The following is a 14,751-nucleotide window of genomic DNA, read 5'->3' as shown; positions in this document are numbered from 1 at the left end:
CGATGGGGACTCTGAAGATCTGGACGATGGTGACTCTGAGATCTGGACGGTGTGGACCCTGGATGCGGGCCCTGAGGTGTGACCGCGCACCGTACCGGCACCGCGGCACCACGGGGGCGCATCGGGGCAACTGGCCCCAGATGAACGGAAGATGGTACATCGGATTCGCAGAAGGCTCGCCCACGTCATGATCCGTTGCGGATGTCGCCCACTCTTTATCCCCTCCTGCAGCGGCCACCTCAGGTGGGTTATCCCAGGTGGTACCGCGACCTGTTGCGCGATCGCGCCCGGGTGGAGGTCGACGAGGCCTACGCCCAGAACCGGACCGCCGCCACCCGCGCGCGGGCCGCGTACGCACGCCTCGATCTCCTCATCAAGGACGCCGCACCGACCGCCGCCAAGCACCTGACGCGATTCCTGTCCGAGGCGATGAACGTCCGCCAGTGGCGCCTGATGGTCACCCTGGCCAACGCGGGCATGGAGGGCATCGCGCTCGCCGGCACCTCCCGCTACGCACCGGCCGACGACGTACGGGCCCTGCAGATCCGCCAGTACGTCGCGCTCCTCCAGCGCGGCGACCAGGCCTACCTCGCCCCCACCGAGAACGGCATCGCCACGGTCCGCGCGAACTACCCCCGCTACGGGCGGCTCTACCCCCGCGTACCGGCCCCCACCCTGGTCCACTACTCGGCACAGCGCCGTCAGCCTCGTATCGCCGTACGTCCCCGCTTCGGAAGACCGCCGAGCGAAGGCGGCCCGACGGCGCTGGTGTGAGTCACGCGCCCGCGTGGCGTCGCTCTCCCCGCACCGGTGCGGCGTACGGCGACGTGCCGGGCGCCGCCATTGAGTGACACTCAGCCGGTGAGTGACGAAGGGCAAGTCACGGTCCGTGCGAGACGCTGCTGTCGAGCCACGACACGGACCGGTTGGACACCCCGCCCCGGCGGTCCCGAGTGAAGGAACTGGAGCCCGCATGACCACATCGCCCTCGACCGACGACACGTACCGCTTCGACGACCTGCGTGCCCTGTTCATCAACTGCACGCTCAAGCCCTCACCGGAGCTCAGCAACACCCAGGGGCTGATCGACAAGAGCCGGGCCATCATGGACAGCCGCGGCGTGACCACGGACGTCATCCGGGCCGTCGACCACGACATCGCCCCCGGCGTCTACCCCGACATGACCGAGCACGGCTTCCCGACGGACGCCTGGCCGGCCCTGTACGAGCGGGTGATGGCGGCCGACATCCTGGTGCTGGCCGGCCCGATCTGGCTGGGCGACAACAGCTCGGTCACCAAGAAGGTCATCGAGCGGCTCTACGGCTGTTCCGGCCTGCTCAACTCCGCGGGCCAGTACGCCTATTACGGCCGCGTCGGCGGCTGCCTGATCACCGGCAACGAGGACGGCGTGAAGCACTGCGCGATGAACGTCCTCTACAGCCTCCAGCACCTGGGCTACACGATCCCGCCGCAGGCCGACGCGGGCTGGGTCGGCCCGGCGGGACCGGGACCCTCGTACCTGGACCCGGGTTCGGGCGGCCCGGAGAACGACTTCACGAATCGCAACACCACGTTCATGACCTGGAACCTGATGCACGTGGGCGCCCTGCTGAAGCGCGCCAACGGCATCCCCGCCCACGGCAACCAACGCTCCGCGTGGGAAGCGGGCTGCCGTTTGGACGCGCCTAACCCTGACTATCGCTGAGAACTGGACCCTGGCTACCGCTGAGAACTGGTCCGGTCACGCGCACGGTGGTCAGCCGAGGCAAATCACCAGCAGGCAGAGCTGCGGCGGCGATGACGGTGTCGCCGACGGTGCGGGCTGTGACGTACCCGGCGCCGGGGCACCGGCGGCCGGGGGCGCGGACGGCTGTTCCGCCGACGCATGGTCGCGGTCCGGGGTCGTCACAATCGGGGACGGGGCCGTGGTCTGCGGTGGCTGGGCCGACGTGGTCGACGGTCGGGCAGCGGCCGCGGCGTCGGACTGGACGAGCGGCAGCGTCCTGCGGGGTGTGACCGTGGGGGACTGCTGCCGCGGGGTGTTGGCCGTCGGCGTCTGTGCCGGGGCAGTGGTGCGTGACGACTGGTGCGTGGCGGGGGGCGTCGTCGTGCGGCGGGTGGGCTCTGTGCGGCCGGTGGGCTCTGTCGACTCTGCCGCCGGCTGGTCCGCGGAGCCCATGGTCCGGTCGTCCGGAGCCGAGGCCGCCTGTGCCTGGTCGCCGGAGTTCCGGTCCATCGAGGCGACGGTCAGGCCGCCGCCTATGAGTGCGACGGCGGTCGCGACCACGGCACGGCGCTGGTTCTTCTTCCACCGGGCCAGCTGGCGACGCCGCGCTGCCCGTCCTTGCGGCGCGGGCGGTACACCTTCAATGTCCTCGATGGCGCCGGACGGGCCGGTGTTCGCGAGCACCGCCTCGCTGCGCGGGTGGCCGTCGTACGGCGTGTATGGGGCCGTGGACTCTGCGACGTCCATCGCCGCCGGGGCGGCGGCCCAGGCCGTTCCGGCGCGGATGGTGCTGGGCGGAGCGATGTCCGGTGCGTAGGCGCCGCATCCGGGACACATCAGGGCACCGTTGAGATGCCGACGACACGAGGAGCAGTAGTCCATCTGCGGTCTTCCTGGTTTGGCTGCGCCGTCGGTCCGCCTGGGCCGGGGCCTGACCACGTTCGCACGTGGGATCGAGCGGGCAGCAACGCTAACGAGGGTTTCGAAAGGCTGGGTGCAGCCCGTGTGACGCTCCTGCGCAGATTCTCCGGACTTCGCGCGCCAAAGAGTCGCATCGCCGAAGACGTTGTCAAGGCCTGATTCTGGACGCACTGGACGACTGACCCAGCACGGTGCTGACCCGCCCGGACCCTCGTCGCGGTCACCGCCGTACCTACGGCTTTCCTCCTCACCGCCGCCGGTCCACGGAGGCTGCCGATGTGCCGACGGGTGCGTGAAGCTTCGGCCGTAGGCCGCTCAGTCGTCCTCGTCCTCGTTATCGCTCTTGTCCTCGTCCCTCCTGTGCTCCCCGCGCTCCTTCTCCTCGTTCTCGTCCCTACGGTCTGCCGTGCTGGCCGGGAGGGATGCGACGGGCGAACGGTCGGGTGTGGCGGCCGGTTCCGGCGTCGTAACGGGGCTCGTGGTGCCGGGCGTATCGGTGTGCGGGCTCTCCGCGGCACTGCGGCCCGGTGAGAACCAGAGGATTCCGGCGAGCATCGCGGCCAGGAAGACCACCGCCCCGGCGGCCACGCCCGCGACCCGCGGCCGATGCGCGACGAGCCCGCGGATTCCGGGCCCGCCCCGGCGTCGCGGCGTGCGTGACCGATGTGTGTGTCCGGCGGAGGACGGCAGTATGTAGGTGGTCCCGGGGCTGGTTTCCGGAGTATGCGGCACCTGTCCGGAGGGGGAGCTGTACGTCGGTGGCGGCGCGGACCCGGTCCCCGTCGCGGTGGCCGCGGCGGGCAGCGGCTCGGGCCGGCCCTGCCAGGAACCGCCGGCGAACCAGTCGGCGGCCTGTTGCGCGGTGGGCCGGTCCTCGGGCCGCTTGGCGAGGAGACCGAGGAGGTAGTTCTCGAAGGCGGCCGGAAGTTCCACGCCCAGCTGCCGGGGCGGCACGGGGGAGGCGTCCAGGTGCTGGTGGAGGATCGCGACAGCGGTGTCGGCCCGGAACGGCGGGCGCCCGGTGAGGAGTTGGTAGAGGACGCAGCCCAGGGCGTACACGTCGCAGGCCGGACCGGCGGGCTGACCGAGGGCACGCTCGGGGGCGAGGTAGAGGCTCGTGCCGACGATCTGCCCCGTCGTGGTGAGGGCGGCGGCCGGATCGTCGACGAAACGGGCGATGCCGAAGTCACCGATCTTGAGGGTGCCGTCGGCGTCCAGAAGGAGGTTGGCGGGCTTGATGTCGCGGTGCACGATGCCCTGCTGATGGGCGGAGGCGAGCCCGGCGGCGGCCTGGGCGGCGATCCGGGCCACGTGCTCGGCCGGCAACGGGCCGGCGGCGGTGAGACGGCGGTCGAGACTGTCGCCCTCGACCAACTCCATCACCAGGAAGAGACGATCCTCGAACTCACCGAAGTCGAAGACGCCCACCACATGCGGGTGGTTGAGCCTCCCCGCGGTCTGCGCCTCCAGTCGGAAGCGTGAGGCGGCCGTGGGGTCCGTGTCCTGGGGGAGCAGGAGCTTGACGGCCACCGGCCTTCCGAGGGTCTCGTCGAAGGCTCGCCAGACCTCCCCCATCGCGCCGCGCCCGATCGGATCGTGCAGCCGGTACCGGCCCGCTATCAGCACCTGTGGTTCATCCTCATGCCGTGAGACGTCTCGACCGCCGCAGGCCAAATCACCGCGTGGGTACGGGTGATGGTGGGGGGTGCCGCAGCCGCCCCAGCCTACCGGCCGCGCCAGGAGGAACCTGGCGGGCGTCCCAGACCAACCACAGGAAGCCAGGGCGGGGCTGACCCTGCCCATCCCTCCGCCCGGCGGCGCCGGCCGGGATTGTGCACGGACCACTGCTGACGGTCAAGTCCCGTGTTTTCCTGCCACGCGATTCAGTGGCATGACGCAGTTCGAGGAGCCGGGCCTAATGGACATATGCGCTCCACAGCCCGAAGTGAATCGCATGTCATGAGACGACCCTTTGTTTACGTTCCCGCCACTCTCACCGGATGTGAATTCCCATGACTTTTCATTCCCAGTTCCGGCGCCTGCTGCTGCTCACCGCTTCATCCTCCGTGATCGCCGCAGGGGTACTACTGCCCAGCAGTGCCTTCGCCGCCACGACGGCACCGCAGACCGGCATCGTCGCCACGGTTGGCACCGCTGACGGCAGCTCCGGACCGAACGGCAGTGCCGCTTCCGCCGCGCGGTGGGTGGACACCATCGACGCCAAGAGCGGAATCCGGATCCAGCTTCCAGGAAAATCAGACGTTCAGCACTTCACCGAGGCCAAGGACGGTGGGGACGCTCGTCTTTATATGGTGGATGCGGATTACGCGATCGTCGGCTTCGCTGTGTTCGACGCTCCCGGTACCGCTCCGGCACCCGACGACGATCTGAAGAGCTTCCTGGACGGCTTCAATAAAACACGGTCGCCTGGTGACAAGCTCACCACGACCGGCGCCGACGAGTCCACGATCGATGGTCGGCCCGCCCTCGACGCAGCTCTGAAGAGCAGCAACGGCCTGGTCGGTGCCACGCGCATCATCTACGACGGCGACCATGTAGTTCTCATGGTGACCATCGGCTCCAACGAGAATGCAAAGCCCCTGGACAAGATGCACCAGCACCTCCTGGCCACCCTCCGCATGCCGCACACCAGCGCCGCCCCGACCTCGGAAGCGCCTGCTGCTGCCTGACGCACGCAAATCCCAGGGGCCCGACCCGCTCAGCGGATCAGGCCCCTGACCTGGTGTTTCTCCGCAGCGCCGCTGCGACCGTCAAGCTGAGCCTCTGACGACGGTCTCGGGGTGGTGCAGCGGCGTCCCGTCGGGGTGGCGTCCGTGCAGGCGGTGTGTGAGCACCTGGCGGTGTCCGAGGCAGAGGTCCCGTACGACCGGTGCCAGGACGGCGCCGAGCATCGGGGCGAGCAGATAGACCCACAGGAAGCCGTACTGTCCGGCGGCCAGCGCTGGGCCGAACTGGCGGGCGGGGTTGAGGCTGCCGCCGGTGCTCGTGCCCAGCAGGGCGATGGACAGGCCGATGAGGAGGCCCACCAGATAGGGGATGAAGCGCGTCAGCCGGTGCACCGACAGGAACAGCCCCACGAGGAGCACGATGACGCCCATGGCCGCCGTCTCCGCCAGGAAGAGCCCCGTGGCCGACCAGCGGGGGGCGGGCTGCAGGGCGGCGTAGGCCACCGGAGGAGCGCTGACGACGCTGCCCCACACGCCCCGCGCCGCGAGCACGCCGAGCAGGGATCCGGCGAGCTGGGCCACCATGTAGGGCGCCACCGCCGCGCCGGGGAAGATCCCGAAACGCCACATGGCGAAGGAGATGGCCGGGTTCATGTGGCCGCCGGACTGCTTGCCGGGAGGGCTGAGGATGAGCCCCGTGACAAGGAGGCCGACGGCCACACCGACGACGAGCAGCTTCAGGTGGATTCCGGGGATCGCGTCGGAGACGGCGGACGGGCCGATGACCCAGCGCACGATGGTCGTCACGCCGAACAGCAGGACGGAGGTCAGTAGGAACTCCTGGGCGCTGTGCCGGAAGGCCGGAAAAGGTGCGGTGGGGTCGTTCATGAGGGGCTCCTGATGTGCTGTGCGCGGATTCCCGGGATCAGAGGACGAAGCAGGTGTCGAAGATCTTGGTGGGTTCTTCGGGGGTGAATCCGCGCTGGGCGCGCCACTGGCGGTGCTGCTCGGATTCGGCGACGGCCTGGCCGAGGAGTTCGGCCTGGCGGGCACCGGAGATGCTGGGCTTGACGGTGGCCTGGTAGCCGCCGAAGTGGGCGACGGGGCTCCATTGCGGGCTGATCGCGGGGAGCTCCTCGTCCAGGCCCTCGTATGCGCCGGCGGCGTAGACGATGCGGCCGCCGACGACGGTCAGCAGCGACTCGATGTGCGGTATGTCCTGCTCCGGCACGGTGAAGAAGTCGTCGGAGAGGATGGCCAGGTCGCCGTAGTAGCCGGGGCGCAGGACGCCCTTGACGTCGTCCTCGCCGGTGAGCTTCGCGCCGCCCTGGGTGTAGAGGGCCAGTGCGGTCTCGCGGTCGACGCGGTTGGCGGGGGAGTGGATGGTGAGGTCGCCGACGGTCTTGCCGGATACGAGCCAGTGCAGGGCTACCCAGGGGTTGTAGGAGGAGACGCGGGTGGCGTCCGTGCCGGCGCCCACGGTCAGCCCGCGCTCCAGCATGGCCCGCACGGGTGGGGCCTGCTCGGCTGCGGCGGCACCGTAGCGGCGGACGAAGGCCTCGCCCTGGAAGGACAGCCGGTTCTGGATGGACAGTGCCCCGCCGAGTGCGGCGATGCGGTCCAGACTCTCGGGGGTGACGGTCTCGGCGTGGTCGAACAGCCAGCGGTTGCCGGCCGGGAACAGCCCCTCGGCGGCCAGCTTCTCGAAGACCGCCAGGTCGCGCCGGATGGTTTCGTCGTAGGTGGCGTGCAGGCGGAAGCCCCAGCCGTTCTCCGACAGCAGGCGGACGGCCTGCTCGAACTCGGCTTCGTAGGCGCCGAGCTGGGGGCGGGGTTCGGTGAAGTTCTCGAAGTCGGCCGCCGCCCAGGTGAGGTTCTCGCCGGCGCCGTTGAGGCGCAGCCACTCGTCGCCGTCGCCGGGCCGGACCATCTCGATCCAGCGCTTGAGGTCGTCGATTTCCTGGCCCACGGTCTGGGGGAAGAGGTGGTAGGCGATCCGCAGGGACAGCCTGCCCTCCTTGGCCAGGTCGGTGACGGTGCCGTAGTTGTCGGGGAAGTTCTGGAAGCCGCCTGCGGCGTCGATGGCCGAGGTCAGGCCGAAGCGGTTGAGCTCGCGCAGGAAGTGCAGCGTGGAGGTCTTCTTGTCCTCGCCCTCCAGCACCGGGGCCTTGGCCAGCGTCGAGTACAGGATCGTCGCGCTGGGCGCGGCCAGCAGGAGCCCGGTGGGCTCGCCGTCGCGGCCGCGGACGATCTGCCCGCCCTTGGGGTCGGGGGTGTCCTTGGTGAACCCGGCGGCCTTCAGCGCGGCGCGGTTGAGGATCGCGGACTGGTACAGGTGCAGCACGAAGACGGGGGTGTCCGGGGCGGCCGCGTTCAGCTCCGCGACGGTGGGCAGGCGGCGTTCGGCGAACTGGTCCGCGGTCCAGCCGCCCACCACCCGCACCCACTGTCCCTTGGGGGTACGGGCCGCCTGCTCGCGCAGCATCGCCAGCCCCTGCCGCAGCGACGGCACGCCGTCCCAGCGCAGTTCCAGGACGTAGTTGAGTCCGCCCCGGATGACGTGCAGGTGTGCGTCGTTGAGGCCGGGGACGACCCTGCGGCCGAGTGCGTCGACCACCCGGGTCCGCGGCCCGACAAGCGGTGCGACATCGGCGTCGTCGCCGACGGCGGTGATGCGGCCGTCCCGGATGGCGACCGCGCCGGCCTGCGGGCGGGCGGGGTCGGCGGTGTAGACCTTCGCGTTGCGGACCACCACGTCCGCGGCGTCGTCGGTGGCGACGGGGACCAGCCCGCCGACGGGAATCGTAGTCATGGGAATCTCCCGGAAGTAGGTCAAGAGAGTGTGGGGTGGGGCTCCGGTGAGTGCCTTCCGGCCGCGGAGCTTGGACCGTCGCCTGCGGTGTACGGTCCGGTCACGCGCTGCGGGATTCCGCCGCGGGGACGCGGAGGAGTACGAGGGCCGTGGCCGCGACGCTCACGGCGCTGATGAGCAGGGGCCAGCCCAGTCCGTGGTGCAGCACGAGCCAAGCTCCCAGCAGGGCGCCGGCGAGCATGGCGAGGACCGCGATGACGCGGCGGGCGGCCCGGGGGTTGGTGCCGCCCGCGAGCGAGGAGTCGGATGCCAGTCCGGTGACGGTGAGGGTGAGCACGGTGGTGGTCATGTCGGGGATCGCCAGCTTGCGTACGGTGCCGTTGCGTATGCCCATGGCCACCGCCGTCAGGACGATCAGCGGGTAGCGCGCCTGGTGCGGGACGGCGAACGCCACGGCCGCGGCCGCGAGCAGGAGCACCGCCTCGACGGCAAGGGAGATGCAGACCCAGCGGTGGCGCGGATACTGACGCAATGCCAGTTCCAGGCGCCCTGCGACGACCGCTCCACCGAGGAACGCCGCAAGGGAGACCAGGGAGGCGAGAAGCGAGAAGCCCGGTGCCCCGGCCGCGGCGAACGCCATGATGACGACGTTGCCGGTCATGTTGGCGGTGAAGACGTGGCCGAGTCCGAGGTAGCTGATCGCGTCGACGAGTCCGGTGACGACGGTGAGCGCGGTGAGTGCGACGGGCAGTCGATCGCCGTGGACCAGTGCCTGCCTGGGACCGTGGTTGCCGGGGGTGCTGCTGTTCACGGCGGGTGGAGCTCCTTCGAACGGTGCGCTGTGTCCGCTACCCGGGGCAAGAGGCCGCGATGGGTTGACCGGTGATGGCCCGTCGGCCTCGGTCGGCGGTTCCGGCAGCGGGCCGACAGGCCGGGGACGGAGGATGTCCGGCCCCGGCCTGCCGGGCTCGGTTGGATCAGCCGGCGGCGTTGGCGCCGATGAACTTCTGCGCGTAGACCAGGCCGAGGCCGTAGGCGCCGTCGTGCTCCTTGGCGATGCCGACGACAGCGTCATAGGTCTCGGTGCGGGCCCAGTCGCGCTGCAGCTCCAGCAGGACCGTGATCCAGGTGACCGGGACAACGCCCGCCTGGATCATGCGCTGGATCGCGTGCTCGTGGGCCTCGGGGGTGAGACCGCCGCAGGCGTCGGCGACGACGTACACCTCGTAGCCCTGGGCAAGCGCGGAGAGGGCGGGCAGGGCGACGCACACCTCGGTCCAGAGGCCGGACAGGACGATCTTCTTGCGGCCGGTGGCCTTGATCGCCTCGATGAAGGCGCTGTCCTCCCAGGGATTCATCGTGCTGCGGTCGATGACCGGCTCCTTGGGGAAGACCTCGGCGAGCTGAGGAAGGAGGGGGCCGGAGAAGGTCTCCGCCGCAACGGTGCTCAGGATGACCGGGACGTTGAACGCCTTGGCGGCCTTGGCCAGTCCGACGGTGGCGTTGACGATCGCCGTCCGGTCGCCGCTGCCGACACCGAAGAACATCTGCGGCTGGTGGTCGACAAACAGGAACACCGAGTTGTCCGGGGTCAGCAGGTCCGGGCTCGGGGTGGGGGTGGCCACGATCTCGGCATCGGTGAGCTCGCGATTCAGACCCATGGGAATGTCCTCGTTTCATGACTTCGGCGGATGACGCACTCAGCGCGTCACCTGTCGCCTCTGTTCTTCTCTGTCAGTAGATGGACAGGACAGAACAGAACGGTGTGACACGCGATGACAGTGGGTCCGGCTCGAGTTGGGCCCCGCGCGCAGCTGAGACACCAGTGGATCAGCGACGCGGAAGCCCGGTCGGACCAGTCCGTATGCCGTGCTCCCCGAGCGGGGATGGAGAGGGTGAACTAGGCGGCGCTGCACCTGCCTTGGCGCTGGTACTCCAGCAGCGTCCCTCTGTCTGGCCTGGTCGGACAGGTCGCCTGTCGTGTGCCGCGAAGCCGGGGGTCAGGGACTGGCGCGTTCCCAAGTCGTTTCGCGGGCGTTCCTCTTGAGTCGTCGAACGTTCAGGGCGTGTTTGCCGCGGCTGGCGGGCGGTCAGCAGACGCCCGCTCTGACCGCCGACGACACGACGCACAGGCCGTCCTTGCCGAGGTGTCGACGGAGTTCGTGGACGTAAGCGCGCCGGGAAAAGCCCGAGCCGCCGCTCAGGGCGAAATCAACTGCACTACCGCGCCGCACGACGCGCACGGGGATGCGGGGCATTTCCTCCCGCTTTCCAGCACCGGCCTGCCTCAACGCCCGCTTGATGGCCTGCTGCAAGCGATGTTTCGCGCTGCTCTTGGTCGCCCACACCCACCGCCAGGTGAAACGGCGGCTGCGCCTTGAACCCGTAGACGCCGCCGCGTGGTTCCGCTAGACCTGCCCACCGTCTCACGAGCGATCACGAACCGTTCCCACGCGGCCTCCGCCTCCCGCAACTCGGCCTGAAGGAGCTCCACCCGCTGCCGGGCAGCAGGCTCCCGCTCTGCGTCGGGGCGCGGCGGTGACGATGCGACCAGCTCCCGGCGAGGCCGACGACCGCGGCTTCGGATGCAGGTCAGTCGGGGCTGGCATTAGGCAGTCGATAGGCGTTCGGCCTCCCCCGACCTCATCGCGTGACGTGGATCACGGGAACCTGGGTTGGCGGTTCGACAGCTAATGAAGGTGAGCACTGATACACGTACCCGGGTCCGGGCCGGGGATCCGCGCGTGTTCGTCGAGCTGTACGACAGCTACGCCCGCCTGGTCTACGACCATGCCTTCCGTCTCGCCCCCGACTGAACCGCGGCCGTGGACGTGATAGCCGAGACCTTCGTGAAGGCCTGGCCGGCTGCACGATCGGGTCGATACCGAGGGTGGCTCCCCGCGGCCCCGGCTGCTGGGCGTGGCGTCCGTCTTCATCTGGCGTGGTGGCGGCTCGTCCGACGTCCGCTCCTTTCGCCGCTCCTTCTCTCACCCCACCCTTTTCCACCCTTTTCCACTGGCACCGGCCATTTCGCCGTGCTCGGAAGAAAGGCACGCTTTGAAGCACAAGAGACGAGCGACGGCTGCTGCGGTCGTCCCGCTCACCGCTGTCGCCCTCGCCACCGCCTTGCTGAGCGGTACGGCTGGCGTCACCCAGGCCACGCCGGCTGATGACGGATCCGGTACCGGATCCGGACTCGGGTCCGCGTCCGGGACCGGGTCCGACGGCACCAGGAAGACGGTCACCCTCGTCACAGGCGACAAGGTGACCCTGGACGCCACCGGAAGGGTCGTCGGTGTGACGGCCGCCAAGGGCCGGGAAGGCACGGGATTCCGCATATCCCGGGCAGCCGACGGACACACCTATGCCGTGCCGGGTGACGCCGAGCGGCTGCTCGCGGACGGCACCGCCGACCGACAGCTGTTCGATGTGACGCGGCTGGTGAGCCAGGGGTACGACGATGCCTCGCGGTCCGATCTGCCGCTCATCGTCACCTACGCCGAGGGCGGCTCCGTTGCGGCAAGTTCGCTGGCCGCCTCCGGCGCCCGGGTCACCCGGGACCTGCCCAGCGTCAACGGCGACGCGCTGCGGGCCCGCAAGTCCGAGGCCTCGGCGTTGTGGCAGACCCTCACCGGCAGCGGTGCGGCACCGCGCTCGACGGCTGCCGCCGCGTCGGAGAAGGTCGAGAGAATCTGGCTCGACGGCAGGGTCAAGGCGACGCTCGACAAGAGCCCCGCCCAGATCGGCGCCCCCGGGGCATGGGAGGCCGGTTACGACGGTGAGGGCGTCACCGTCGCGGTGCTGGACACCGGGGTGGACGCCACACACCCGGACCTGAAGGACCGTATCGACGCCGAGAAGAACTTCTCCGGCTCCCCGGACACCGTGGACCGCGTGGGCCACGGCACGCATGTTGCCTCGACCGTCGCGGGCTCCGGGGCCCGGTCGGGCGGGAAGTACAAGGGCGTGGCGCCCGGCGCCCGCATCCTCAGCGGCAAGGTCCTCGACGACAGCGGCTCGGGCAGCGCCTCCGACATCATCGCCGGTATGCAGTGGGCCGTCGCCGAGGGCGCGAAGGTGGTCAACCTCAGCCTCGGCGGCCAGGACACTCCGGAGACCGACCCGATCGAGCAGGCCCTCAACGAGCTGTCCGCCTCCTCCGGCACGCTCTTCGTCGTCGCCGCGGGCAACAGCGGCCCCGCCGCGGCCACCATCGGCACCCCGGGCAGCGCCGCCGCCGCGCTCACCGTGGGTGCGGTGGACCGCGAAGACGCCATCGCGGAATTCTCGAGCCGAGGTCCCGCCGCCGACGGCTCCCTCAAGCCGGACCTCACCGCGCCCGGCGCGGGCATCGTCGCCGCGCAGGCGGCCGAGGGGGTGGAGGGCGACCCGGCGGACGACGGCTACGTCTCGATGAGCGGTACGTCGATGGCCACCCCGCATGTGGCGGGCGCCGCCGCGATCCTCGCCCAGCAGCACCCGGACTGGACCGGCGAGCGGATCAAGGCCGCTCTCACCGGTTCCGCCGTGGCCACCCCGGATCTCTCCACGTTCGCGCAGGGCACGGGCCGCACCGACATCGCGCGGGCCATGCGCCAGCAGGTGACCAGCAGTCCCACCGCGCTGGGCTTCGGTACCGCCCAGTGGCCGCACGCCGACGACCTGCCCGTCACCAAGGAGCTCACCTACCGCAACGACGGCGACCAACCGGTCACCCTCGACCTGGCCACCGAGGCGTTCGGCGAGGACGGGAAGCCGGCAGCCGAGGGCATGTTCGACGTCTCACCGAAGCAGCTCACGATCCCGGCGGGCGGCACCGCGACCGCCGCCGTGACCGCCGACACCCGCGCGGGCACGGCCGACGGCGCGTTCGGCGGCTCCGTGACCGCGACCGCCGGGGACACCACCGTGCGCACCGCCGTCGGCGTGAACCGCGAGGCCGAGTCGTACAACCTCACGGTCAGGCACCTGGACTTGCGGGGCGAGCCCACCGGCGACTCCGGAACGGGCCTGTTCGGGCTGGACGGCAACCTCTGGCAGGACTACTCCGACCCCACGGACGGAGAGTTCACGGTGCGGCTGCCCAAGGGCCGCTACGCCCTCGAGGGCCGCGTTTCCATCGGAGCGGACCTCGACGACGCGAAGCTCGCTGTGCTGCTGCACCCGAAGTTCGAGCTGACCCGGGACACCACGCTGGTCATGGACGCCCGCGAGGCCAAGCCCGTCCGGATCACCGTGCCCGACCGCGCGGCGACGCACACCGCCGCCGCGCTCAACTTCGGCGTCGACATCGGCGGATCGGGCTACACGTCCATCTACGACATGGGCAGCTTCGGTAACCTGCGCGTCGGGCAGCTCGGGGCCCGGCTGCCGGCCGGCGAGGCGTTCGCGCAGTACAGCGGGACGTGGACCCATGGTGCGGTGAACTACCGCCCGGCCTGGAACCGCACCGGCGATCTCTCCGGATTCACCGCGAACCTGCGGCGCCAGGACTTCGCCAAGCTGGGTATCACCGTCGGCGGACCCGCCGCGGGCAAGACCGGGAGCCTCAGTGCCGCGCCCCTGACGCCCGACGGCTCATGGTTCGACTTCTACCCGGACGGGGGCGCCCTGCCGCGCGCCGTCACCGACTACGTCCTGCCGGGCGTGAAGTGGCAGTACGCCTTCAACCAGTACGGCGCCCCTGGCGCGGACGGCGAACCGGTGTGGGAGGGCCGCCAGACGGTCACCGCGGCCAGGTCCTACACCGCGGGCAAGAAGTACACGCAGCGGTTCAACATCGGCGTCTTCGGCCCGCACCTCTACACCGCCGGTCAGGAGGCGTCGGGTGCGGCCCGGCTCGGCGACAGTTTCGCCGCCTATGTGCCGCTGTTCTCCGACGGCGCGGGCCATGTGGGTGTCTCCGACTACACCAAGGCCCAGAGCGCGCTGTACGCCGACGGCGAGCCGGTGTTCACCTCGGACACGCCCCTGAACGGCGAAGAACACACCCTCCCCGCCGAGCGGCGGACCTACCGGCTCACCACGGACGTGTCCCGCGCCGCGTCGCTCTCCGCGGTCAGCACCCGGGTGACGGCCGAGTGGACCTTCCGTTCCGCCCACGTGACGGGGGACACCTGGGAGCGGCTTCCGCTGTCCGCGGTGCGCTTCACTCCCCAGCTCGGGGCGGCCAGCACGGCCAAGGCGGGCACGGCCTTCACCGTCCCGTTCACGGTCGAGGGCGCGGCCTCCGCCTCCACCGCACGCGAGCTCGCGTTCGCCGTCTCCTATGACGACGGCCGGACGTGGAAGACGGTCAGGGCCGTCCAGGGCAAGCAGCTCGAGCTGCGGCACCCCGCCGAGCCCGGCACGGTCTCCTTGCGGGTGACGCTCACCGACGCCGACGGCAACACGGTGAAGCAGACGATCCACCGCGCCTACCGCACCACCAAGTAGGCACCCCGCTCCACGAGCAAGCCCCCGGACCAAGGACGGCCCGGGGGCTTGCCTGCTGTGTGAGCCGTCCGGTCGTGGCCACTTCTGTCTGTCCGCCCCGCACGTGTGACCGACAGCGCTCATCGGAGACCGACCGCGCGGCCCGGGCGCCCGTGACTCGCGTCATATCC

General features: G+C 70.4%; 10 protein-coding genes. 4 read left to right on the top strand and 6 right to left on the bottom strand.

The window, feature by feature from the left end; all coding sequences use genetic code 11:
* Nucleotides 1–273: 273 nt before the first annotated feature.
* Nucleotides 274–774 carry a hypothetical protein gene (locus C4B68_RS18385; protein WP_143674409.1) on the top strand — a complete coding sequence of 167 codons (501 nt, stop codon included), beginning with the start codon at nt 274–276 and terminating at the stop codon, nt 772–774.
* A gap of 199 nt (nt 775–973) precedes the next feature.
* Nucleotides 974–1,705 carry a flavodoxin family protein gene (locus C4B68_RS18380; protein WP_099504815.1) on the top strand — a complete coding sequence of 244 codons (732 nt, stop codon included), beginning with the start codon at nt 974–976 and terminating at the stop codon, nt 1,703–1,705.
* A 51-nt stretch (nt 1,706–1,756) separates the two neighbouring features.
* On the opposite strand, the gene C4B68_RS41925 is transcribed toward C4B68_RS18380, so the two are convergent.
* Together C4B68_RS41925 and C4B68_RS18370 are read right to left on the bottom strand one after the other, a co-directional pair.
* Nucleotides 1,757–2,608 carry an SCO2400 family protein gene (locus tag C4B68_RS41925; RefSeq protein WP_420824027.1) on the bottom strand — a complete coding sequence of 284 codons (852 nt, stop codon included), beginning with the start codon at nt 2,606–2,608 and terminating at the stop codon, nt 1,757–1,759.
* A 354-nt stretch (nt 2,609–2,962) separates the two neighbouring features.
* Nucleotides 2,963–4,273: a serine/threonine-protein kinase gene (locus C4B68_RS18370; RefSeq protein WP_180289341.1), complete on the bottom strand. Its 1,311-nt coding sequence runs from the start codon at nt 4,271–4,273 to the stop codon at nt 2,963–2,965.
* A 386-nt stretch (nt 4,274–4,659) separates the two neighbouring features.
* Between C4B68_RS18370 and C4B68_RS18365 the strand changes: the two genes are divergently transcribed.
* A complete protein-coding gene (locus C4B68_RS18365; protein ID WP_099504812.1) occupies nt 4,660–5,337 on the top strand; it encodes a hypothetical protein in 678 nt (225 codons plus the stop codon).
* Between the two features lie 81 nt (nt 5,338–5,418).
* On the opposite strand, the gene C4B68_RS18360 is transcribed toward C4B68_RS18365, so the two are convergent.
* From C4B68_RS18360 to C4B68_RS18345, 4 genes are all read right to left on the bottom strand, one after another.
* A complete protein-coding gene (locus C4B68_RS18360) occupies nt 5,419–6,222 on the bottom strand; it encodes an MIP/aquaporin family protein (RefSeq protein ID WP_099504811.1) in 804 nt (267 codons plus the stop codon).
* Nucleotides 6,223–6,259: 37 nt separating this feature from the next.
* Nucleotides 6,260–8,146, bottom strand: coding sequence for an amidohydrolase (locus C4B68_RS18355; protein ID WP_099504810.1), 1,887 nt, complete (start codon nt 8,144–8,146; stop codon nt 6,260–6,262).
* A gap of 100 nt (nt 8,147–8,246) precedes the next feature.
* On the bottom strand, nt 8,247–8,957 hold the full coding sequence (locus C4B68_RS18350) for a YoaK family protein (protein WP_373682255.1): 711 nt from the start codon (nt 8,955–8,957) through the stop codon (nt 8,247–8,249).
* Between the two features lie 166 nt (nt 8,958–9,123).
* Nucleotides 9,124–9,807 carry a hydrolase gene (locus tag C4B68_RS18345; RefSeq protein ID WP_099504808.1) on the bottom strand — a complete coding sequence of 228 codons (684 nt, stop codon included), beginning with the start codon at nt 9,805–9,807 and terminating at the stop codon, nt 9,124–9,126.
* A gap of 1,396 nt (nt 9,808–11,203) precedes the next feature.
* Between C4B68_RS18345 and C4B68_RS18335 the strand changes: the two genes are divergently transcribed.
* Complete coding sequence (locus C4B68_RS18335) at nt 11,204–14,581, top strand: S8 family peptidase (protein WP_099504806.1); 3,378 nt, start codon at nt 11,204–11,206, stop codon at nt 14,579–14,581.
* The last annotated feature ends 170 nt before the right edge of the window (nt 14,582–14,751 follow it).

Origin of the sequence: Streptomyces dengpaensis, from assembly GCF_002946835.1 — a bacterium.
GTDB classification, from domain to species: Bacteria; Actinomycetota; Actinomycetes; order Streptomycetales; family Streptomycetaceae; genus Streptomyces; species Streptomyces dengpaensis.
The sequence above is the reverse complement of the archived record's forward strand: the minus strand, read 5'-3'. Positions and strand labels throughout refer to the sequence as shown.

What these genes read in the sequence shown, in the direction of transcription:
- C4B68_RS18380 (WP_099504815.1), top strand. Translation starts at nt 974, where the DNA reads ATGACCACATCGCCCTCGACCGACGACACGTACCGCTTCGACGACCTG.
- C4B68_RS41925 (WP_420824027.1), bottom strand. Translation starts at nt 2,608, where the DNA reads ATGGACTACTGCTCCTCGTGTCGTCGGCATCTCAACGGTGCCCTGATG.
- C4B68_RS18365 (WP_099504812.1), top strand. Translation starts at nt 4,660, where the DNA reads ATGACTTTTCATTCCCAGTTCCGGCGCCTGCTGCTGCTCACCGCTTCA.
- C4B68_RS18360 (WP_099504811.1), bottom strand. Translation starts at nt 6,222, where the DNA reads ATGAACGACCCCACCGCACCTTTTCCGGCCTTCCGGCACAGCGCCCAG.
- C4B68_RS18355 (WP_099504810.1), bottom strand. Translation starts at nt 8,146, where the DNA reads ATGACTACGATTCCCGTCGGCGGGCTGGTCCCCGTCGCCACCGACGAC.
- C4B68_RS18345 (WP_099504808.1), bottom strand. Translation starts at nt 9,807, where the DNA reads ATGGGTCTGAATCGCGAGCTCACCGATGCCGAGATCGTGGCCACCCCC.